17 protein-coding genes are annotated in these 22,160 nt (G+C 50.7%); 5 read left to right on the top strand and 12 right to left on the bottom strand.

Annotated elements, in window-relative coordinates:
- Positions 1-247: 247 nt before the first annotated feature.
- Together BN3911_RS08550 and BN3911_RS08545 are read right to left on the bottom strand one after the other, a co-directional pair.
- Complete coding sequence (locus BN3911_RS08550) at positions 248-1,018, bottom strand: Fic family protein (protein ID WP_066864042.1); 771 nt, start codon at positions 1,016-1,018, stop codon at positions 248-250.
- Between the two features lie 362 nt (positions 1,019-1,380).
- Entirely contained in the window at positions 1,381-2,853 is a 1,473-nt protein-coding gene (locus BN3911_RS08545) for a GntR family transcriptional regulator (RefSeq protein WP_082942183.1), read from the bottom strand.
- A 483-nt stretch (positions 2,854-3,336) separates the two neighbouring features.
- Here BN3911_RS08545 and BN3911_RS08535 point away from each other — a divergent pair, with 483 nt between their 5' ends.
- Positions 3,337-5,772, top strand: coding sequence for a response regulator (locus tag BN3911_RS08535; RefSeq protein ID WP_066864036.1), 2,436 nt, complete (start codon positions 3,337-3,339; stop codon positions 5,770-5,772).
- Between the two features lie 102 nt (positions 5,773-5,874).
- Here BN3911_RS08535 and BN3911_RS08530 read toward each other — a convergent pair whose 3' ends face one another.
- The 6 genes from BN3911_RS08530 to BN3911_RS08500 all read right to left on the bottom strand — a co-directional run bounded on the left by BN3911_RS08530 (position 5,875) and on the right by BN3911_RS08500 (position 12,918).
- Positions 5,875-6,399 (bottom strand): nitroreductase family protein, encoded by a 525-nt coding sequence (locus BN3911_RS08530; protein ID WP_066864033.1) that lies wholly within the window; start codon positions 6,397-6,399, stop codon positions 5,875-5,877.
- A 30-nt stretch (positions 6,400-6,429) separates the two neighbouring features.
- The gene (locus BN3911_RS08525) at positions 6,430-6,798 is read right to left on the bottom strand and encodes a VOC family protein (RefSeq protein ID WP_082942182.1); all 369 of its coding nucleotides are present in this window, start codon (positions 6,796-6,798) and stop codon (positions 6,430-6,432) included.
- Positions 6,799-6,928: 130 nt separating this feature from the next.
- The gene (locus BN3911_RS08520; protein WP_066864371.1) at positions 6,929-8,188 is read right to left on the bottom strand and encodes a uroporphyrinogen decarboxylase/cobalamine-independent methonine synthase family protein; all 1,260 of its coding nucleotides are present in this window, start codon (positions 8,186-8,188) and stop codon (positions 6,929-6,931) included.
- A gap of 92 nt (positions 8,189-8,280) precedes the next feature.
- On the bottom strand, positions 8,281-9,255 hold the full coding sequence (locus tag BN3911_RS08515; protein WP_066864030.1) for a uroporphyrinogen decarboxylase family protein: 975 nt from the start codon (positions 9,253-9,255) through the stop codon (positions 8,281-8,283).
- A gap of 319 nt (positions 9,256-9,574) precedes the next feature.
- Positions 9,575-11,968, bottom strand: a complete 2,394-nt coding sequence (locus BN3911_RS08505) for a ribonucleoside triphosphate reductase (RefSeq protein ID WP_066864368.1) — start codon at positions 11,966-11,968, stop codon at positions 9,575-9,577.
- 251 nt (positions 11,969-12,219) lie between these two features.
- Positions 12,220-12,918: an anaerobic ribonucleoside-triphosphate reductase activating protein gene (locus tag BN3911_RS08500; RefSeq protein ID WP_066864025.1), complete on the bottom strand. Its 699-nt coding sequence runs from the start codon at positions 12,916-12,918 to the stop codon at positions 12,220-12,222.
- Between the two features lie 333 nt (positions 12,919-13,251).
- Here BN3911_RS08500 and BN3911_RS08490 point away from each other — a divergent pair, with 333 nt between their 5' ends.
- Entirely contained in the window at positions 13,252-13,944 is a 693-nt protein-coding gene (locus tag BN3911_RS08490; protein ID WP_066864019.1) for a cupin domain-containing protein, read from the top strand.
- 121 nt (positions 13,945-14,065) lie between these two features.
- Here BN3911_RS08490 and BN3911_RS08485 read toward each other — a convergent pair whose 3' ends face one another.
- A complete protein-coding gene (locus tag BN3911_RS08485) occupies positions 14,066-15,007 on the bottom strand; it encodes an ATP-grasp domain-containing protein (RefSeq protein WP_066864017.1) in 942 nt (313 codons plus the stop codon).
- A 421-nt stretch (positions 15,008-15,428) separates the two neighbouring features.
- Here BN3911_RS08485 and BN3911_RS08480 point away from each other — a divergent pair, with 421 nt between their 5' ends.
- Together BN3911_RS08480 and BN3911_RS08475 are read left to right on the top strand one after the other, a co-directional pair.
- The gene (locus tag BN3911_RS08480) at positions 15,429-16,577 is read left to right on the top strand and encodes a GGDEF domain-containing protein (RefSeq protein WP_082942181.1); all 1,149 of its coding nucleotides are present in this window, start codon (positions 15,429-15,431) and stop codon (positions 16,575-16,577) included.
- Between the two features lie 302 nt (positions 16,578-16,879).
- Positions 16,880-17,596 carry a hypothetical protein gene (locus tag BN3911_RS08475; protein WP_066864013.1) on the top strand — a complete coding sequence of 239 codons (717 nt, stop codon included), beginning with the start codon at positions 16,880-16,882 and terminating at the stop codon, positions 17,594-17,596.
- A 371-nt stretch (positions 17,597-17,967) separates the two neighbouring features.
- Here the strand turns inward: BN3911_RS08475 and BN3911_RS17840 are convergent, their stop codons facing one another.
- The 3 genes from BN3911_RS17840 to BN3911_RS08465 form a co-directional block, all read right to left on the bottom strand.
- Complete coding sequence (locus BN3911_RS17840; protein WP_147578566.1) at positions 17,968-18,111, bottom strand: helix-turn-helix transcriptional regulator; 144 nt, start codon at positions 18,109-18,111, stop codon at positions 17,968-17,970.
- A gap of 435 nt (positions 18,112-18,546) precedes the next feature.
- Positions 18,547-19,488: an MBL fold metallo-hydrolase gene (locus tag BN3911_RS08470; RefSeq protein WP_066864010.1), complete on the bottom strand. Its 942-nt coding sequence runs from the start codon at positions 19,486-19,488 to the stop codon at positions 18,547-18,549.
- Positions 19,489-19,547: 59 nt separating this feature from the next.
- Complete coding sequence (locus tag BN3911_RS08465) at positions 19,548-20,966, bottom strand: MATE family efflux transporter (RefSeq protein WP_066864007.1); 1,419 nt, start codon at positions 20,964-20,966, stop codon at positions 19,548-19,550.
- 207 nt (positions 20,967-21,173) lie between these two features.
- Between BN3911_RS08465 and BN3911_RS08460 the strand changes: the two genes are divergently transcribed.
- Positions 21,174-22,130, top strand: coding sequence for an MBL fold metallo-hydrolase (locus BN3911_RS08460; protein ID WP_066864004.1), 957 nt, complete (start codon positions 21,174-21,176; stop codon positions 22,128-22,130).
- Positions 22,131-22,160: the final 30 nt, after the last annotated feature.

Raw genomic sequence — 22,160 nt, 5'->3', positions numbered from 1 at the left:
CGTGACGGATACAGGCAGATGAAAAGTAATACCAAATGAGAGAACTGAATTTGGGACTCTAAAAATCGGTGAAAACGGACTGCGGTAGCAGCCGCAGCTGCGCTGCACAATCCTTATTTATAGCCCTGATTTTAGGACTGGAAATTTGGAAAAAAGGTAAGTCAGAACAAGAAAAAAACTTTAAAAATTGCGGCAAGAAAGCGAACTGCAGTGTCTAGCACCGCCTTCTTGTAAAGCAGCGCTGTCTTTAGGCGTTTTCTTGGGAGGCGCTCCTGTCAGGAAAAAATTCTTCCGCCCAGGTCTTAATGATTTCTTGCCGTAAGAATTCCGTCAGAGGAGTCAGATCATGCTCCCGGTCGTAGATTGTGAGACATTCCAGATAGCGTGCCCTGTCCTCGGAAAAGATGATGAGAGGAGGATGGTTTCTGGTAAGAAAAAAGTAATTCAGAAGAATACGTCCCGTCCGCCCATTCCCTTCGGCGAAGGGCCGTATGTTTTCAAATCTGGCATGCAGATAGGCGCCAGTGCCAAGCAGATCCGGACCGCAGTAGCCGTTTACTTCCTCCATCAGCTTGTCAAGCTGCTCCTCCACTTCGCGGGCGGGAGCCCCAACCTCATAGAGACCTGTGACATAGTCATGCTTCTTAAAGGCGCCGGGCCTCTCGCCATCTGTCGCATAGAGCGGTTCATCATATGTACCGCTGGTCAGAATCCGGTGGACGTCCAGAAGAAGACTGGTATCCATATCGTCCCGGGCCAGAATTTTTTCCCGTAAGTATTCGTAGCAGAGTTTTTGGTTTTTCTGCCAGAACAGCGTTTTTGAGCCTTCCGGAAAGGCGGCGGCCGTGCCGGTTTCAAAAATCTCCCGGGTGGTCTGATAGGTGACCTGGTCATTTTCCAATTTTCCGGAATGGTAAATAAATAGAATATTAAAGCGCTTCAGCAGGCGGTCCATCTCCGCGGATGAGACAAGCTGGAAGGATTGCCAGCGCGACATAATTTCATAGTATAGATTCATGTTTTCCGGCTCCTTGCTTCTTGATACAAATCACAGGATGATAAAGCTTCAGTATTGAATGGATTTTTATGGGGAAAAGCACTGTCCCGCCAGAGAATGCTTTAGGAGGGACAGAATGGCTACTTGTAGACATAATATTGGGGATTGTCAGTATTATACCATAGATTTCTGCACTGTGAAGAAGAAACTTTACTTTTCTGGTTTTTTTATTGTAGAATAACGGGTACGAAAAAATCAAGAGACGAGTAGCTTTTGCCAAAGTAAAAAGAGTTGAATCATTAAAAAAATGGTTCAACTCTTTTCTTTATAGCCGAAAGACAGGACGGACCCTGATTCCCCTTATTCCTGCGGGATGAGGCGAATCAGGATCCCGTGAGCAGCAGATGAATGGATGGGGAAAGCTTTATTTCTTCTGGCGGGATACCGTGACGCAGTAAGCACTGCTCTGCCAAAGGGAACTGCTGGGAAAGTAATGTGCGCACAGCTATCCCGCAGCCAGAGAAGTCATTGTCCTTCAGGCAGACAATGATGCGTTTGGTAAAGGTTAACATGCCTGCATCCTGTTCCCTGTTTTCCTGTTGGGAGGCTTTCAGGGGATATCCCCAAAGAAACAGGCTATAGATCCGGCCATAAATATCACGCAGACTTTGCAGCCTTGTGTTTTTTATCACAAAAAGGAGCCAATGCCACAAAGATAATTCCTGAATGCCAGACCGCAGGTTATGCTCAAATTGTTCGGTAAGCAGACGCACCGCTTCGGCCGGCACGGATTCAAGAACAGAACATGAGACCGGTTCACAGGTACAGAGGAGGATCTCGAAGGATTGGACAAAGTAGGAAAGGTTCCGGCGGACAGCTGGGCTTTTGAAATCCGGCTTCCTACAGGGTTCCCCAATGGAGAAGACGCGCACCCCCTTCCCATTCACCGGCTGCAGGACGCCAAGCTGATCCAGCACAGCTACCGTACGGCGGATGGTGCTGAGGGAGACGCTGTATTTCTCAGCCATTCGCTGATAGGAGGGAAGAAACGCGGAATCCCGGTATTCTCCTAGGTAAATCTCATGTAAAAGCCTGCCTGCCAGGCTGTAGCAGCACTGTGGCCGTTCCCGGTAGATACTCCAGGAGAAAGGAATCTGTTCTTCTTTCGGCAGAGGAGGCCTGGTGTCCAGCTCGGCGATAAACGGGGCGAATGTATCCCGCTGGAGTGCGGCCAGTTCCTCTATAAGAGGTTCCCATGCCTGCCGCTGGGCGAGCAGTAGGAGAGACTGCATCCGGTCCTGAAGGAAATCCCGGTGGATTGGTAAGTTTGATTTACTGTATTTGAGGAATGGCATTCCCCAGAAAACAGTAATCTCCCAATAGAGATTCATCACAAGGGGATTGTCCAGGCTCTGCAGGACGCAGCTGAAAAAATGGAGCACATCATTGATAGATGGCCGTTCAGCCAGCCTTGAGAGATAAGGGAACTTGTTTCTTTCGATACGCTGAAATCCTGCGGCCAACAGGGTGGGAAACAGCAGGCCCGCACAGTTCTGCAGGTCAAGATAAGCGTCCCTGCGCAGGATAAAGTAGTCCTGAGACAGCTGCATGGCGTTCTCCAGGGTCTGCTGGAAGATAACAGTGGTGGGGCGCCCTCTGTGCATGTCGATGTACCCCTCTTCCCGAAGGCAGCGCAGCGCAGTCTTCACTGTTTGGGGCGAAACGCCGAACTCGTTGCACAGCGTGTCAATTGGGGGAAGCTGCTCTCCGTATTGGTAAGAGCAGAAGATCAGACGGTTGAAAAAATAGTTATAAATGAGGTTTGAAATTTGGTTTCTGTCTTCCATGAAATCCATTCTCACCACCGCTGCCGATTTTATTATATGATACCATTTTCAAGCTGGGATTTCCAGAAGCCAGTTGAGTTTTTCAGAACTGCGTGATATAATAAAAAAACTAACATGAACAAGGTTGCTCCGGCTTCTGGAAAACTGTACCCAGCTGGGGAAGATGCAGATAAAATCAGACGGCCGGGCAACGGCTGAAAACAGAAGAGCCATGATGTTGGCAGGAAGCGCAGTAAAAATGATGGGGACATTTTTCCGGTATGGCTGTCAGGCTGGAACAAGGATATACTGCAGAGGCGTATGAGCTTTTGACGGGGATACGAAGAAGTACACGGATGGCGGAATGGTATGGCCTCTCTCCGAATCTGTAAAAGCAAAACAGCTGTTGAAAAAAATGATCCGTTCTATGGAACAGCGGGCGGAGTGGGGAGACAGTCCGAATCCTGAAACAGGAATGCGTGACATGAGATACCGGCGGAAGGAGCCATTGGTATGAGCGAGCAGAGACAGGAGTTAGCAGAAGAAAAGGACGGACCGCGTTTTGCACCTGCAGACTATGAATACAGCACGCTGATGGAGTTATTGGGAGTCAGTGTCAGCAAGCATCTGTTGGATGAACATTTCACCCTGATCTGGGCCAATAAATTTTATTATGAGTTTACCGGATGGTCCAAAGAGGAATATGAAGCAACTTTTCACAACCGGCCCGACCTTTACTACAGGGACGATCCCGAGGAGTGGAAGGAGCTGACGGAAGCAGTTTTGGGGGCTCTGGCCGCACATCAGAAGGGATACCGGCTGCTCTCCCGGTTTCGCCGGAAAAACGGGGATTTTATCTGGGTTCAATTCTCTACACAGTTTGCCGATGAGTATATCAATGGGTATCAAGTGGCCTATTCGGTGTTGACCAATGTTGACGGCATCGTGCAAATGCAGAGAGAGCAGTCGGTCACCTATGAGAGCCTGCCGGGCTTTGTGGCCAAATACCGGGTGGGCCAGGATCTCAGTTTGAAGCTGCTGGAAGGGAACAGGCGTTTTATAGAATATTTTGGCGATGGAGAAAATGGAGAGAACCCCCTGCACTTGAAAAATATCAAGGCCAATTGGACTTCAATTCAGGAAAATCGGGAAAAGCTTCTCTGTGGGGAGCCGGTACAGTTCGTGATGAATGTGATGAGCCGCAATGGAAAGGCCCTCTGGCTGCAGGTCAATGCCTCCTGCGTAAACTGGCAGGACGGCTGCCCTGTTTATCTGGCCATCTGTATCGACATCACCGACGTGACGGAGCTTCGGGAAATTCAGCGCAGACTGACGGAACAGGCTGAAGCTTTGAAGGATGCTCTTACAGTGGCAGAGCGGGCCAACCGGGCTAAATCGGAATTTCTTTCCCGGATGTCCCATGAGATCCGCACCCCCATGAATGCGATTATAGGCATGACCACCATTGCAGCCGCCTATATCGAGGACCGTCAGAGAGTGAAGGACTGCCTGGAAAAAATAGGGTATTCCTCCAAGCATTTGATGACCCTGATCAACGATATTTTGGATATGTCAAAAATCGACGAGGGAAAGATGAAAATTGCCCACGAGGCCTTCAATCTGGAGACTGTCGCGGAGCAGCTTACCTCTATTATATATCCCCAGGCTGTGGAAAAAGGCCTGACCTTCACCGTCCCGCTGGTGGACTTGACCGGGACGGTGCTGATCGGCGACCCGCTGCGGCTGAACCAGGTTCTTTTGAACCTCCTTACCAATGCGCTGAAGTTTACACCTGCAGGCGGTTCCATCCGCCTGGAAATCCGGCAGCTGCAGCGGAAGAGGAGCCGTGTGCGGCTGCGGTTTTCCGTAAGCGACACAGGGATTGGCATGAACAGGGAGTTTTTGGATCGGCTGTTCATCCCCTTTGAGCAGGAAAGCGCAGCCACCGGCCAGAAGTTTGGCGGCACCGGCCTTGGCATGGCGATCACGAAAAATCTGGTCACCCTGATGGGCGGCACCATCTCGGTAAAAAGCGAGATAGAGGTCGGAACCACCTTTGCCGTTGAACTGGATTTTGATGTCCCGGCGGACGGCGACGGTCAACAGCACTATCAGCAGCCAGAGCTGGAGGCGCTGAAAGTGATGGTTGCCGATGACGACCGCGACAGCTGCATCCATGCGGCCCTGCTGCTGAAGAACTTGGGAATTGTGTCTGACTGGGCGCTGACAGGTGAAGAGGGAATTGAGAAGGTCCGCCTCGCCCACCAAGTCGGGGAGGATTTTGACGTATGTCTCATCGATTGGAAGATGCCGGATATCGACGGCATCGAGGTAACCCGGCGCATACGGGAATTGGTGGGGCCCGATACCACTGTCATCATCATGACGGCGTATGACTGGAGTTCGATCGAGAAAAGCGCCAGAGAGGCGGGCGCCAACGGGTTCCTTTCCAAGCCGATTTTCGCCTCTACCCTGTACAATGCCCTACTCTCCGTCACCGGGCTCAGCAAGGTGGCTATGGCCTCTTCCCAAGGTGAGGAGAGGAATTGGCCGGAATTGGCAGGCTGTTGTGTTCTGTTGGTGGAAGACAACGTCCTGAACCGGGAAATTGCTGTGGAGTTGCTGAAAATGGCTGAAATGAACGTGGACTGCGCGGAAAACGGACGGGAGGCGTTGGAGCGCTTTTTGGCCGATGGGGATAAATACGATCTCATTTTGATGGATGTGCAGATGCCTGTGATGGACGGGTATGAGGCGACTCGGGCAATCCGGAAATCCAACCATGAAAGAGCTAAAACCATCCCCATCCTTGCGATGACTGCGGATGCCTTTCATGAAGACGTTGTGCGCGCCTATGAGGCAGGCATGAATGGGCACCTGGCAAAGCCAATTGACCCCAGATTGCTTTATCAGACTCTTGCGGAGATATGGAAGAAGGATGGAAATTGAAGAGGCTGTATTTTCGAGGGGAACAAGATCTAAATATACAGAAAAGGAAGCAGCCGAAACGGCAGCTTCCTTTTTTTGATTTTCTCCGGGGAACGAGACAGGCTAAAAATGCTCCCACACCACCAGCTCTTCCAGAGGGCGGGATTCAGTATGCCTGGGAGAGGGCTTTGCATCTTCAGCAGGGTAACCCAGCACCAGAAGGGCAGTGGGTTCCAGCTGTTCCGGAACCTCGAATTCCTCGCGGACGGCCTCCGGGTTAAAGTACATCACCCAGGTGCTCCCGATGCCAAGAGAAGCGGCTTCCAGCATCATATGCGTGGTTACGATACTGGCGTCAATGTCGCCGCTGCTTTTCTCATCATACTCCCGTTTCCAGCACTCCTCCCTGTGATAACAGACCAGCAAAGCGGCGGGGGCGTTAAAGTGGCATCTTGTGCAACGGCGTAGCTTATCCAGGGATTCCTCACTGCTGAGAACAAGAATCCGCTGGGGCTGAAGATTACAGGCTGTAGGGGCCAGATTTCCTGCACGGAGGATTAGGTCCAGTTTTTCCGGTTCCACAGGATCAGGCCTGAATTTGCGCACGGAATAACGGGCTGCGGCCAGCTTCAAAAAATCCGTATCCATTTGGGAGCCTCACTTTCTAGAATATAGTTCTCAGTTCAAATTTTCAACCAGCTGTACTTCATATCCGTCCGGATCAGAGAAAAAAGAAAAACGGATGTGGGGATGGGGCGAGATGGGGCCGCGGCGCAGCGGGTATCCATGGTCTGCCATTTTCTTTGTCGCATAGCTCAGATCACCTACCTCGAAGCCAAGGGAAATTCCGTCCCCCTGTCCCTGGAGCGGGGCGTCCGCCTCATAAAGCAGTTCAATTTTCGGACCGTCCTCCGGCCCCAGCATGGCAATGGAAGCGCCGCCGTGGGAGGAGCATTCTGCCACAGGCAGGCCAATGAGGTCGCGGTAAAACCGCAGGCTCTTGTCAAAATCAGAAACACGCAGGGTAGTCCAGCAGAACTTCATCATTAATCACACTCCTTTTCTCCATTGTAGCGTTCTTTTGGGAGAGAAGCAAGCGAAGAAGCAGGTTTTATACAAAGATTTGCAGCGGCGGACTGCCGGCAGGAACCGAAAACGGAGAGACTTCCGCACAGATTCAGCCATAATAGCGATCCAGGGTTTCCTGAACGGTCCGGGTCCATTTAATCAGGTTTTCCGGGTGTTGGGAAACCGTGCTGATATCCTTTAAAACGAACTCGTAGGGACAGCGATACCTGATACAGACACGGACGGTATCTTCAATTTCTTTCCGGACTACGTCCTCGTCGAACTCTCCGGCCACAAAGGCCGGATTGGGCTTGCGTGCATAAACATAATCGCTGCCAAGCTGCTCTGCGCAGGATTCGATATCCGCCCAAGGACTGACGCCGATTTTCCGCATATTCGGGATGGTCTTGAGCAGAGAAATCTTGTTGTCCAGCGGTTCGCAGCAGCCGTAATAAACCAGGCCGCATCGGGCCATCAGCGGGCGCATATATTCCAGCTCGAACTCGTCGTGCATGGCAGGGGAGACAGTGGAGAACATCTGCGCCATGCTGCGGAACCAAACGTTCTTCAGCCTGACGGACTCTCCGGAACCGGCCTTGGGGAGGTCGTCGGTATAAGCGGGCGTGCAGTGCAGTTCCGTCAGCTCATCCTCCAGCAGGCCCAGCTTCTCCAGCTGAGTCATCAGGCTGTCCTGATTGGCCGTGTAGCCTGCGATAATCTGATGCAGGAATTCCGGCCGGTCCATCATGTCATAGAGGATGGGCTCCACTCCCCGGAGCATGGCGATATCATCCCAGGGGGCATAGTAAATCTGCGTTCCCATCAGCCGTACCGGCATGGTGCCGCCCAGCAGCTCTTCTGCGGCCGCACGGTTTCTGCAGTCGATTTCCGGATGGGCGGTCAAGACCGGCGGATGCAGCTTTGCGAGCTTTTCCTCTGTATCCAACACGTCGTGATAGGAGTGGGAGACGATGTTGTTGTATTCGTCCGTCCTGCGCACATCTTCCTGAATTCCCAGGCCGTTTCCAGTGCTTTCGTAAGATTTTTCAATCGGATAAAAACCCTCTACCACCATGTCAGCCTGGAAATACTCCCAGCGGAACAGGATGCGCCGGAAATACTGTTCCATCTCCCTGGCAAAGGGATCCGTACAGTGCAGAACCAGTTTACCGTCGATGTCCATCTCGTGCCAGGGGATTTCATTCAGCCATACGCCGGGCCTGAGGCCGGTATGAAGATCATTGACGGCGCGAAGCCTGTCCTTCCTCTTTTGGTTGATTTCCAGAGAAGAGAGGTCCAACACCTGCCTGGCAAGTTCCTGAACGATTTCTTTGTCCCTGTTAATTGCGGTATGCTCTTGAATTGTCATAAAACAACGCTCCTCCCGCAGCCCATTCTCCAGTTTTGATACAGGGCTGCCTACTGTATTCAAAAACAGGACGACTCCGTCCGGTTTTTCTCTCAATTGCCGGTTCTGTCATAATTCCCGTACTGTTCCCAGAGGGAGAGCATCAGCTCGTAGCGGGAAAGCGGCAGGCCGGTGTAGATGCAGTTGGAGGTGGAAAAGAGATATCCTCCTCCATTCTGCATGCCCTCGTGCAGGGAACGCAGGACGTCTGCCCGGCATTCTTCGTCAGTGCCGGTCTGCAGCAGGCCGCAGTTGACGTTCCCGATCAGGGCAACGCGGTCACCATAGGTTTGCATCATTGTGCCGAGGCTGACGCCGCCCTGGGGATCCAGGGAATGCAGGGCATGGGGACCGCAATCCACCAGCAGGTCTGCTATCGGCATGATATTGCCGTCCGTGTGCTTGATGGTGTAATAACCCAGCTCCCGGTATCCGCGGATTACACTGGAAAGATAAGGGGTAATCAACTCCTCAAATTTCTCCCGGGAAAAGAAGGGATTTACATTGAAACAGTAATCAGAACAGAGGGTGAAGCCGTCCAGCAGGTGACCATGGCTATCAAGCCTGGCGGCAAGCTCCAGACAGGCCTCTGTCCGGCGTTCTGATTCTTCATTGAGCAGTTCTGGTTCTTCATACATTCTTCTGGAAAACTCCATCATGGTATTTCCATCTGGAATGGACCAGGTGGGGTCTCCGTGCATGGTGAGATAATATTCATCCCCGGATTTCTCCCGGATGGTTTCCAAAAGCCATTGGATCTCTTCAAAGGTACGGCCCGGGTTAGGATGCACGAAAATACCGCTGTGGTGAAACCGCCGGGCAGTGTCCAGATAAAGCCCAGCCATATCCTCCATATGCAGCTTTTTTTCTGTGAGGCTCATCTGATTCCACTGACCGTACTCCCGGTGGGAGGGATGTACCTTGCCGAAAGCCTCCATAGTCAGAAAAAATACCAGCTCGAAATGGGGAACCTGGCCGCCGATTTTTTCCCGCTTTAGCGTTCTGATAAACCGTTCGCGATGGGTCATTTTATATACCGCCTCCAATGTGCACTCTATCGTTTCGGAAAACGCGCCTATTTCGCCGAAACAGAGAAGTGAAGGCGGGGCTTTCCTTAAGCTTCATCATAGCTGATTCTTTGGTCAATTGCAAGGAAAATACAGTGCAAAGAAACCTCTTTTTTGTGCTGGTTTGCAGAGGACAGAAAAAAGCAGGAGCGCGCTGCAGTTTTTTACAGCGCGCTCCTGAAAGACCTCTTGTTTATCCTGTGGAAAGGTTCTGCTTTTGAAGCTTCTCCTTATGTCCTCTATGGAGTTTCACAGGAACAGGCCCCTTTGTCCTGTCATATCAGCGGGATTCCGTGAACAATTCAATTACCCGCTGCACGCCGGAGAGCCCGGGATAAATTCCGGCGGGCTTTTCTCCTTCCAGCACCAGGGTCGGCGCCTGCAGGATGTCGTACCTCTGTACCAATTCGGGCTGTTCCTCTGCGGGAACCACTGTATAGAGGACTCCCGCCCGCTGCAGCATTTCCTTTGCGGCCCTGCAGTTGGGACAGGAAGCGGTGGTGAACAGTAACACATTTTCTCCTACGGGCGCTTCGCGGGGTTCCCTTTCCTGCCGTCCGGGAGCGGCGGCCGGGGCGTTGCAGAGAGGGCCCGGCGCTGCGGAAACCTGATAGTTCTTCCGCTGCTTATATTCCTGTGCCTTTCCGTCGTTCCAGTTCTGTACCGGACGATAATACCCGGTAATCCTGCTGTAGACCTCTGTCTTCTCGTGACAGACAGGGCATTCGTATTGCTCTCCAGCCAGGTATCCGTGGTTTTTACAGATGGAATAGGTGGGGGACAGGGTATAATAAGGAAGCTTGTAGTTTTCCGCGATCTTTTTCACCAGCTTGGCTGCAGCGTGCCAGTCTCCCAGACGCTCTCCCAGAAAAGCGTGGAACACCGTTCCGGAAGTATAAAGGGTTTGCAAGCCGTCCTGAATGTCCAGGGCGGAGAACAGGTCGTCCGTATAACCTACCGGCAGATGGGAGCTGTTGGTGTAATAGGGCGTGCCGTTGTCCTCTGCGGCGGTTACAATGTCGTGGAATTTTTCCACGTCGTGCTTGGCCATGCGGTAGGCAGTAGATTCCGCAGGAGTGGCCTCCAAATTGTATAGATCTCCATACTGTTCCTGATAGTCGGAGAGACGTGTCCGCATATGGTTCAGGACATCCCGGGTAAAGGCCTGCGTGGCCTCGTGGGTCATATCTTTTTGCAGCCATTTCGCGTTCAGGCCGGCCTCGTTCATGCCAAGCAGGCCGATGGTGGAGAAATGGTGCTCAAAGGTACCCAGGTACCGTTTGGTATAGGGGTAAAGGCCCCCGTCCAGCAGTTTGGTGATGACGGTGCGTTTGATTTTCAGGGAGCGGGCGGCGAGATCCATCAGATGATCCAGCCGGCGGTAGAAATCAGCTTCGTCTTCCGCCAGATAGGCAATGTGAGGCATGTTGATGGTTACAACGCCCACGGAACCGGTGCTCTCCCCACTGCCGAAGAAACCGCCAGTCTTCTTGCGCAGTTCCCGCAGATCCAGCCGCAGGCGGCAGCACATGCTGCGGATATCGCTGGGCTCCATATCGCTGTTGATATAATTGGAAAAATAGGGGGTGCCGTATTTGGCCGTCATCTCAAACAGCAGACGGTTGTTCTCTGTTTCCGACCAGTCGAAATCCCTGGTGATGGAATAGGTGGGAATGGGATACTGGAACCCCCGGCCGTTGGCGTCTCCCTCGATCATGACCTCGATAAACGCCTTATTGACCATATCCATTTCCGCCTTGCAATCCTTGTATTTAAAAGGCATCTCCCTACCGCCCACAATGGCGTACAGCTCGGCGAGGTCGTTGGGCACGGTCCAATCCAGGGTGATGTTGGAAAACGGCGCTTGGGTTCCCCAGCGGGAAGGCGTGTTAACGCCGTAAATGAAGGATTCAATGCATTTTTTTACCTGGTCGTAGGTGAGCTGGTCCGCCTTGACGAAGGGGGCCAGATAGGTGTCGAAGGAGGAAAAGGCCTGTGCTCCGGCCCATTCGTTCTGCATAATTCCCAGAAAGTTCACCATTTGATTGCAGAGCGTAGCCAGATGCTTTGCCGGAGCGGAGGTGATTTTTCCAGGAATCCCGCCCAGCCCCTCCTGAATGAGCTGCTTGAGGGACCAGCCCGCGCAGTAGCCGGTCAGCATGGAGAGGTCGTGAATGTGGATTTCCGCGTTCCTGTGAGCGTTGGCAATTTCGTCATCGTAGATTTCCGACAGCCAGTAGTTGGCGGTGATAGCGCCGGAATTGGAGAGAATCAGCCCGCCCACCGAATAGGTGACGGTAGAGTTCTCCTTAACCCTCCAGTCGTTCACCTTAAGGTAGTTGTCTACTACCTGCTTGTAATCGAGAAGGGTTGCCTCGGTATTGCGCAATTTTTCTCTTTGGCGCCGGTACAGAATGTAGGCCTTCGCCACATCCGCATATCCGGACTGGCTCAGCACTGTCTCCACGCTGTCCTGAATATCTTCCACTGAAATACGGCCCTCTTTGATCTTGGGTTCAAAATCCGCCGTTACACGAAGCGTCAGCAGATCGATCACAGAGGAATCGTACTGCCGGTTCCTGGCACAGAAGGCTTTTTCGATGGCCGCTGAAATCTTATGCAGATCAAACGCCGTGATACTGCCGCTGCGCTTGATGACCTGGTAGTTTTTCATGATAATACGCCGCTCCCTTTCTCCGGGCAGTAAGGCTATGTAGCTCCTGCAAAGCAGAATCCGGCGCAGTTTCTGCACCGGATATTTATGACTCATCAGGCTCAAACATAGAGTGCTCTTCCTGAAAGCTGAAACCCTGCCGCCGTTCCTGTGTTCTATTGCGCCTCTATGGTAGCACAATATATTGGGCAAGTCAATGTGGTATTCTGCAATATCTTGGGAAATCTGAGTGACGGTTTCTCTCCAAAATTTCAAATTCCTCTCAGCGCAGCCTTCGGGCAGTGCTTCCTTGCAAGCTGAAGCATCTGTTGCAGCTCTCCTTCAGAAAATGCGTCCAGTCCGCCGGGAGAGAGGATGTCGCCGGAGTCCGCGTAGGACTGCAGAAAATAGGGGGAATCCCCGGCGATCCATCCAGCGATTCGCTCCACGTCTCCGGGTGTATGGAGCCCCTTCACCAAGGTGGTGCGGAATTCATAAGGTGTTTTGCCGTGCATCAGGAGGGAGACGCTTCTTTCTATCCGGGGCAGCAGCGGGGCGGCGTCTATACCCGCGGCTCTGGAGTAGCCTTCCGGGCTGTGTTTGAGGTCCATGGCGATATAATCCAGGAGGCCGGCGCGCAGCAGATCTTCCAGCCGTTGAGGGAAGCTGCCGTTGGTGTCCAGCTTGATGAGATATCCCAGGCTGCGGACCTCTTGGAGGAAGCTCTCCAGATCCGGCTGCAGCAGAGGTTCTCCGCCGGTGATCACCACACCCTCCAACAGCCCGCGGCGTTTTTTCAGGTAGGCTAGTACCTCCTCCTGGGAGACTTCCCCGGCATCCTCCCGCTGGAGGACCAGTCCTGCATTGTGGCAGTAGGGGCAGCGGAAGTTGCAGCCGGGTGTGAATACGATGCAGGCCATCTGGTCGGGAAAATCGAGCAGGGTAAGTTTCTGAAAGCCGCCGATGCGCATTTGACAGGATCCTTTCTGCTGTGGCGTCAAAATCTGACGCCTGTTTCCGTTCCATCTTAGCACAACGGAAGAGTATGGACAAGGGCAGGACATTTTTTCGTGAAACTTTAAGAATCTGCAGGAAAAAAGGGCTGTATTCTGGAAGCAGTCTCTTTCCCCTCAGCACTGTCTGTGTTATAATAACCGCAGAAGTCTGGGACTGGCCGGAAAATCGCGGGTGGTCGCCTAAAAGCCTGAGACGAGAAAACGCTTCTCTTATCTTGGGAAAAGGTACGGAGCTTCTTTTGGGAAAGATTTTTATGTGATATCGTAGCGTAAAGGGAGGAAGAAAAAATGATAGAAATCTGCCGGTTTGATCCGCTGCAGGCTAAGCCGTCTCACGAGGGGACGATTCTCGCAGACGACGTTGTGCCGCCCAGCCTGCATCCGCCGTTTGAGCACGCTTACGGATACCTGCTCAACAATCGCAGTATGCTGGGGCACCAACACCCTACTGATGAAATTTATGTTGTGACGTCGGGTACGGGTTATGTGATGGTGAACGGAAAAAATCTTGCCGTAAGGACGGGCGATGTGGTGGCTATTCCACCAGGCGTCTATCATACCATGTTGTGTACCGACAGGGATGAGGCTCCCTTTCAGTGGGCGGCCCTTTGGTGGCCTCACTTGGAAGGCGGAGAGCCCTTTGGGGAGGAAATTTCCTTCTGCCGCTTCAACGCAGAAGCGGCTCAGCACAGGCAGAGGGACGGGGCGTTTTTTACCTGTGCCGTACCGCCCCAGCTGAAAACGCCTTTCGGGCAACACTATGGCTATTTGACCAAAGAGGATGCGGTAGAGGCCCATAGCCACCAGGAAGAAGAAATGTATCTCATTCTCCGGGGCAAGGGGATGATAACCGTTGGGGAGGAGACGGCCGAGATTACCAGCGGCGACGTGGTTGCCGTTGCGCCGGACCTCCTCCACTTCCTGACAGCCGAAGGAGAGGAACTGCTTTGGGTGTCGTTCCGCTGGAGAGCAAACCAATAACAAAAACACAGGCAGGCGCCGGATGAAAATGTTTCCAGCGCCTGCCTGTGTTTTTGTTTCGTACCGGCAGAAAAGAAGATAGCATGGCCCCTCCTCTGGGAGCCAAAAACATCATTTTCTCTCAGAGGTTCAGCATCAGCAGAATAGCTTCCTCGTATATTCCCTTTGCAGCTCGATAATTATCCTCGCTGAAAAGCGCGAAGCATTCCATCATGACGCCGCTGTTAACCTCCATAACCCGATACCCGGATTCCGTATCCGCAATATCGACGGAGCAGAACCGCATGGCCAAGGCCTGTGCGGCGTTCCGGGCCAGTCCGGCCAGGATCGGATAATGGATGGAGGACATTTCCAGCACCGCCGGACGGGCGCCTTGGGCCAAATTAAACTTCCAGCTGAGCCGGCATTCTTCCCCGGCGGCCGGAATCCGGTTCAGCTCCTGTGGGGAAAATTCGAGGTTACTCACAAGGCGGTTGTTCTTCCTGTAGGCGAGCAGCAGGTCAAAGAGAGAGGATTTCCCGTCGCCGGTCACAGTCGGGAGCTGTTTCGCATAGATCAGCTTTACCTCCCCATCCAATACGACGGCTCTGTATTCTGTTTTGATTTCGAAGTAGGGGGACAGGGCCATGGCCCTGAAATGCCGGAAGATTTCCTGCGCTGCCTTTTCTAGTTCGAACTGGGTCCGGACCTTCCATACGGAATCACCCCCCGCCCCTTCGTTGGGCTTACAGACCGCGGCGCCGTACTCCTCAAGCAGGCGGTACAGCTTCTCCCAGCTTCCAGTTTGCTCGATCTGATGGGCGTCGTCCGGCGACACGAAAAGGTGATGGGGAATATGGGGGATGCGGGAGTGAGCCAAGACCTCGCTTGCAGCACATTTGTCTTTGCACAGCGCTGCAGAGGAGGAGGAATTCAGGCCGAAATTATAACCGAAGATGATCCCGCTGCGGTCATCCTTTGTAAGCTTTAGAATCCAGTTGTGTGAAAAGGAAGTGCAGTGAATATCCTTTTCGCTGCAGATTTCCTGCACAATCCTTACCAGGGCGCGTGTTTTGTTGTTCATGGTGATTCCTCCCGGTCTGCCGGTAACCTTTGCTGAATTTTGAATAGTACTTTCCCCGCAGCAATGAACAAAGGCCTCAGATACGAAACTCTTATACCGACGGAGGAATCCGTCAATCGCTCTCATACTCCTGTCCGATGATCGCACAAAACGCTTTGCGGCACACCTGTCAACCCTCTCAGGCGCCAATTTCGTATTTTCAGATACCAATTTCGTAAAACGGCCCCGCTCCGCCCGCAAAAATCTTATAATAGGGATAAATAGGCCTTGCGTTTGCAGTTCCATTTTAACGAGTCCGACCCGGTTCGTCAAGGTTTGGATGGGCATGCTAAAGGGGAAGAGGCCATGAGCGGCGCCGGCCCATGAGACATACGGAAGGGTATAAGAGGCTCGGAAAACCGCGCCGGATGGAGGAGTTTTTTTGCCTGATCTATTCGCCGTCCTGACAGATGTGACGGTTATCTTTTTTGATCTTCTCATTTATTCCATGATCTTCAAATTGAAAAGAGAGACGCTGTTATACCGCGCCTTGATGTACGGCGGTTGTGGGGTCATCCTGTTTTTTTATTTTGCAGGGGTCTATTTCTGGGAAATCCCCGCTTCTCTGGCTGCGGCCGTGTTTATGACGGTGCCGAGTTTTCTGCTGTTTTTGACGTTGTCGCGCCACAAGGGGAGCCGGTTTCTGTTGACGTTCTGCTTTGTGGACACCGTGTCGCTGATTGTTGCGTTCATCGGCCGTTACATGGGTATCCTGTTCCAGGGAGGGTCGGTCTGGACTTTTCTGGTAGTCCTCTCTCTGTTTTCGATTCTTTTTGTTATGGGCTATAAACGGATCCGTGCCTATCATGTTTTGCTGGATACGGTGGATTCCGGCTGGGGGACGATGGCGTTTTCCACCGTGCTGATCTACTTCGCGCTGATTTTTTTCGCCGCCTATCCCGTGCCAATGGTCCAGCGTCCCGAGTACGCGCCCTGCTGGCTGATCTTCGCTGCCGTGGTGCTTGCCTGCTATGTAGTATTCCTGCAGTCCATCCGCAAGACCCTGCATATTCAAAAACAGAATGAGCGGCTGGAAGGGGAAAAGCATCTGTTTCAGCTGGTGTATACGGATGCCCTGACCGGCCTTTACAACCGGGCCGCCTATGTGGAGCGTGTGAATACGCTGGAGCGGGAGCGCGGAACGCGCACGATCTGCTGCGTCATGCTGGACTGCAACCACTTCAAACAGGTCAACGACAATTTCGGGCATCACGGCGGGGATAAGGTGCTGCGGCGCGCCGCGGACGCGATCCGCACCGTCTTTTCCAATACGACAGAGTATTTGTTTCGCATCGGCGGGGATGAATTTTCCGTGATCCTGCCGGACTGTCCGCCGGAGCGTGCGGAAGCGCTGCTTGCGGATTTGACGGTGGAGCTGGAACATGTGTCGATGGAGCTGGAGATGCCGGTCTCCATGGCCGCCGGCCATGCCTGCACCCGTCCGGGAGAATCCATAGAGGATGCTTTTATCCGTGCTGACGCGAATATGTATCAAAATAAATCGGCGTTGAAATGCCGAACCCCGCACTGAGCGCAGCTTGGGAAGACTAAAAACAGATCTCACAGTGAGACGCATTGTCAGTTGTTGCACCATGGAACTCATGGGTGAGGCTGCGGAAAGATCCATAAAAACGAAATGACGGCTGCCCGCTAAGGGCAGCCGTTTTGTTTTGACATTTTAGTTCAATAGTGTTGTGGAATAAAAGTTTAGATAGATCCTAAAAAGAGTTCGTGTTAAGTCAAATTGCATCCCTTGGTTAGTGTAAATGGTAGGTGCTTCATTTTTACTGTGAGTTCTGTTATAATAAATAAAATCTATATAAGGAGCTCAATATGAAAGAACAGAGAAAGATCATTACTTGCTTATTGGCCATCCTGTATGTTTTTGGTCTGTCAGCCTGCAGCTCAGAAAAGGAGTTTAAACCTGATTATGAATCTGCGGTGGGCGTCATTGTTGTGAATGACACGGAGGAAATTGCCGCGTCCTCAAAGAACTACGCGGCCTTTGAAAATAACAGATTCACCTTCGATCTGGATGCTGCTGCAGTTTACTACTTTGATGTGGATGAGGAGGTCTCCTATGCGGGGGATCAAAATTTATCAAGTCTCCAATTTGGAGCCAATGTGGATGATGAAACGGTAGCTGCTGTAGGAACCGTCACGTATAAAAGCGGTGCGCAAGGTACTGCTTCGGCTTATTATCTGTATCGCGATGAAAGTGGTTTATACTTTGATCCGGGAGATGCGTTCCAGCAAATCGAATTTAAGGATCAGGTCACCATCGAGGGGAGCGATTATTCCTGTGTGCTGACATTTTCAGCGGGCGAACCGGCAACGTCAGTCAAACTAAAATACTATGACGGCAATAACCAGAAAATTTCCGCCAAAGCAAAAGACGAGGTTCTGGAGAAGTACTTAATCATTTATGCGCAATTCCCATACACCAGAGTTAACCTTATGAAAAACATCGTATTTTCCAAGGTATGCGGTTACGTCACTCGATTTATAACACAAATACGGGGATATCTGTTTTTACAGTTATCCCCGTAGCTTCTATCATGAAGCGTTTATCTGATATCGGTCGTTTTGTAAGGCGTCGATATTTGCCACGCACCCCTCGACGCGGAGCCATGGCCATGGCTTCGGGAATGTACCGGACGGACAATAGCTCTTGCCCTCATAGGAATCTCATCTCCGCGTGGTTCTCACCCGGCTGCCCTCATTTCTCAATGACTGGACAGAAGTTCTCTGTTCTCCCGGCATCATGGCCATCCGGCAGGTGCCGCCTGCTGGTTTAACTGTTGGTCAGTCTGATAGCTCCGCTTGGGGGAGTGATGTATCCGATACACGGTGTATTCTGTTGTCAAGGAGCTGCAGGAGATTTTGTCCCCTCACTTATATAGGCAGCAAGAAGGACCTTTCTACACCCCCTTTTGCAGAATATTTTTAATTTTTTTTAAATGCCGGTTCACGGCCTGTTGAGAGATCCCCATTTTTTCGGCCGCAAATTTCTGAGAGTTACCGAGGCAAATAAGCAGGAGAGCTTCTTTGTCTCGGGCGGTGATTCGCTTAGATAATCCGGGGAGTAGTTACTCAAGCAATGGGTCAAGATCTTTATGCAAATTGCTAAAGTATTGGTCGCCGTCTCCTGGAATTGAGACCAAATCCCAGAAAGTCTCCGGCAAATCGAATTTGGTATGGCTTGTGTATGTTCTGCTACTGCGGAATAGGTAAGCATCAACTACTGCAAAAACTGCGGATTTATTTTCAAACGCGAGTGTGAGGTGGACGCCTGCCCGGATTGCGGAAAGCAAGAGGTCAGGCCAGCACTGGAACAGGAAGTCAAAGAATTTGAGAATAATCAGTCCACAGTATAGAAAGACGTCCCTTTGAAAGAAGGGACGTCTTTCTATACTGTGGACACTTTATTGGCCCAGATTCGATTTCAATATTTTAAGATTTTTTCTGACAACAAACAGAATAATGTAGTTAGGAGAAGCCTATTCTTTAGTCTTTTCATAGCTGTAATTTCTGTCAATTCGCAAAAAATTTCTCCCTTTACGCAGAAAGGCGGTCTGTTTATGAGCGTACGGATGGTTTGACTCTGCTCCGATGTGAGTTTTGCTTAATGGCATAGGCTGGCCCCAGAAGCTGGGACATTCGCAAAAGCTTGCATTACCTTTCATGAGATCTTCCAATATTCTAATGATATTTTCAAGGCAATCATTGTCCAGCGGCATACCCAAGGCACGAAAATCATGGTGGCCATTCCAAATGCCATCGTACTTACTGCTCATGCCCTGGATGCGTTTCATTGCAAGCAGAGTAGTGTCCAAGGGAACAGAACCTATGCCCAAATTGAAATTAATAGCATCTCCAGCAAATAACATACGGTTGGTTTCATCCAAAAACACCACCTCGCCTGCGGTATGACCAGGGCATTCATAGACAGTGATAATTCGGTCTCCCAGATTGAATTGCTGTCCGTCATATAAATCTTTAACTATCGGTTTTTTTTCGTCTTTGGGATCTCTCAAATCAATCTCTATATCGTAGGGATAAAGATTGAACATGTTATATGGCGCGCCAATACTGCCTTTTTGTCGGGCAGCGATACGCTCGGTATCATAGCGTCTTCGTTCCACAGAATCTGGGATCGGCATATCTTGATCGGCAGGATGGAGCCAGATTTCCTCGAATTGTCGAGAGTTTCCTGTGTGGTCTATATGACCATGGGAGTGTACTACAATTATGGGTTTGTCGGTAATCCTCTCCACCGCACCGCGGAGATCGCCGATGCCCATCCCGGTATCAATCAGCATGGCTTTCTCTGTACCAATGAGAAGAAACAGACTTGCTACATCAAATTCATCAATTTCCCAGGTATCCTTTCTGATTTGTACAATGGGATAAAGCTTGGTAAGTGACTGTTTGTTTTCCATGGATTATTTCTCCTTTTTAGTAATGATTTATTTAATAGCGATAGCTTTGCACGGACTTTTTATAGTGCCAAGGATTCTTCGGTTGTGTCCGTAGATGTACTGATATCCTGATTCTTGACAAGTTTCAAGGTTTTCCATCTACCGCTGTAATAATAAATTACGCTGATAACAATGGGACCTAGACGAGCTAGGGCATTACCATAGAAAAAGCCGATAACTCCCATGTGGAAGCCGTAAGCCAATAGGTAACTGATGCCCAGACGGAGTACTACGCCATCCAATACACCGGAAATAAAATTAAGCTTAGCATTGCCGGAACCCACTAAAACAGCGGAATAGCTACCCTGAGGTGCAGTAAACAAAAAGATCAAAATACAGATGTGCATATAGGTTACACCGAGATCCAGGATTTCTGGTTCCGCCCCAAACAGTAGAAAAGCCTGTCGTGGAAGAAAGAAAGAGACCAGACACGATAACAGGCATACCACTCCGGAGCAAGCAAGGGTGATATAGACGGTTTTTTTTACTCTCTCAAACTTTTTTGCGCCGATGTTTTGGCCGACCATAGCACCGGCACCAGTGGTAATACTGGTAGAAAATACGGTAATCATCTTCTGAATTTTGGTGCCGATGGAGTTGACGGAAGAAGCGGCTAGGCCGAAGGTATTGATACTGGAGGTACAGATGAGTTGGGTGAAATGGATAAACGCAGATTGAGCGGTTAAGGGCAGCCCCAACTTTAAAAGGACTTTTAAATGCTCTTTGTTCATTTTTAGTCCAAACATATGTAGGTCAAATGTTTTATGTTTCCGGTAGAGGAAAATGCCAGCTGCAGCACAGGAGGCATACTGGGCCACAACAGTGGCGATAGCAGTACCAGCTGCTTTCAAAGGGATCACAGCCACCAGCAGTAAATCCAGGAGGATATTGCAAACAGCCGCTACTGTGATAAAAATCAGTGGGCGCTTACCCTCACCCATACCGCGCAACACGCCACAGATCATATTGTAGCCGAAGATGGCAGGCAGGCCGAAGTTCACAATCATCATATAGTCGTGCGCCTGAGAGAACGCTTCCTCCGGCGTGTTGAGCCAACCAAGGAAGACATCACAGAAAACAATGCAGACAACGGTAAAGACAACGGAGACAACACCCATGAAGATTAAGGATGTAGTAAGGGTTTCGCTGATGGCTTTATGATTCCTTGAACCATAAAGCTGGGATACATAGATTTGACCGGCAGAACCGAAAGCGGCAGCCATAAAGGTGATGAGGGTGGCAACTTCTCCCCCAGTGGACACCCCTACCGTACCTGTGGAACCCACATAATTGCCGATGATGGCTACGTCAACCGTATTATAGAACTGCTGAATCAAATTACTCAAGAGTAGGGGGATTACAAAAATCAGTAGTTTTGATAAGACGGGTCCCTCCGTCATGTCCAGACCAATTGTCTCTTTTTTTTTGACAACTTCCATATCATCGCTTCTTTCTTAGTTCATTTTTTAGCACGATACTATCATAACAGCACAAACAGGACAAAACCAAGCCACTTTCTGCGGTATTTATGTTGAAATGGAATAAATCCTAGCAAAAACGGTTTGCTTGCTATGCAGGTAATGTCCATAATAGTCATAGACAAAAGAAAATAAGACTGTTACTTAAAAGATGCGAGGGAAAAGCCTATGGACGCCTTACAATTTTTTGTGCACGAGAAAATTAATGATCATTTCTATCATATTACAGAAAGTTACGCCCCTTGCCGAGATCCTGGTTTCGATAATGGAAGTACTTTCAACATCTATGTGATCATCGGAGAGGAAAAGATCGCGGTCATTGACACCGGTCTGGGAGCGACAGATGGTCTGAGGAAGTACATTGAGCAGAATATCGGCCTAGACCCAAATAAACCTATGATTGCACTTTTGGGTCACTGCCATCCGGACCACTGTGGAGCGGCAACTCTGTTTGATGAGGTTCATTTCAACAGTGGTGAGCTGCAGACCTTAGATTGGGACTCCGATATCGAGCGCAGGCTCAGCGATTTGGAGCTTTTTGCAAATTACGACCAAGAAATAATCGAATTCTGCAAAAAACACTACGTAAAAGGCCGAATTACCGAAAGTTATCCTTATTATCTGGCAGAGGACGGAGATATCATCGATCTCGGCGGAGTAAAGCTTACTGTTGTGCTGTTGCCTGGGCATAGCCAAGGTTCGGTGATTTATTGGAACCAGGAGGAGCATTGGGCCTGTGGCAGCGATTCCGTGCAGATACTCAACAGCTATCGTGGCGGGTTCGACGAGTTGGAAAAGTATCGCCGTTACTTAAAACGAGCGATTAGTTTATTCCCGGAGGACATTCAAATATATAGTGGCCATGACCGCATAGTACATACGAAAGGGACACTATACCTGATGTTGGAATCTCTTGAGGACATACTTTGTGGGCGAAACCTTTCCCACGACATCCCCAAGCCGCCGCGATTTGCCATGACTAAGCCTGGCCCGACGATGTTGATCCATCGGCTTGGTCACATTCGTTCCAGCTATAGTTCTGAACTTTGGCACAATTCCCATCCAGAAAATTCCATGAGCAACGAGGAACTCATCGAGCTGCTTATTCAAGAGAAAGGTCTTTAGGGAGGAGTAGTCCCCCGCAAAAAAACCGCT

Origin of the sequence: Neglectibacter timonensis, from assembly GCF_900048895.1 — a bacterium.
Taxonomy (GTDB): Bacteria; Bacillota; Clostridia; order Oscillospirales; family Acutalibacteraceae; genus Acutalibacter; species Acutalibacter timonensis.
Note: the sequence above shows the minus strand (reverse complement) of the source record. Positions and strands in the feature narration are given on the sequence as shown.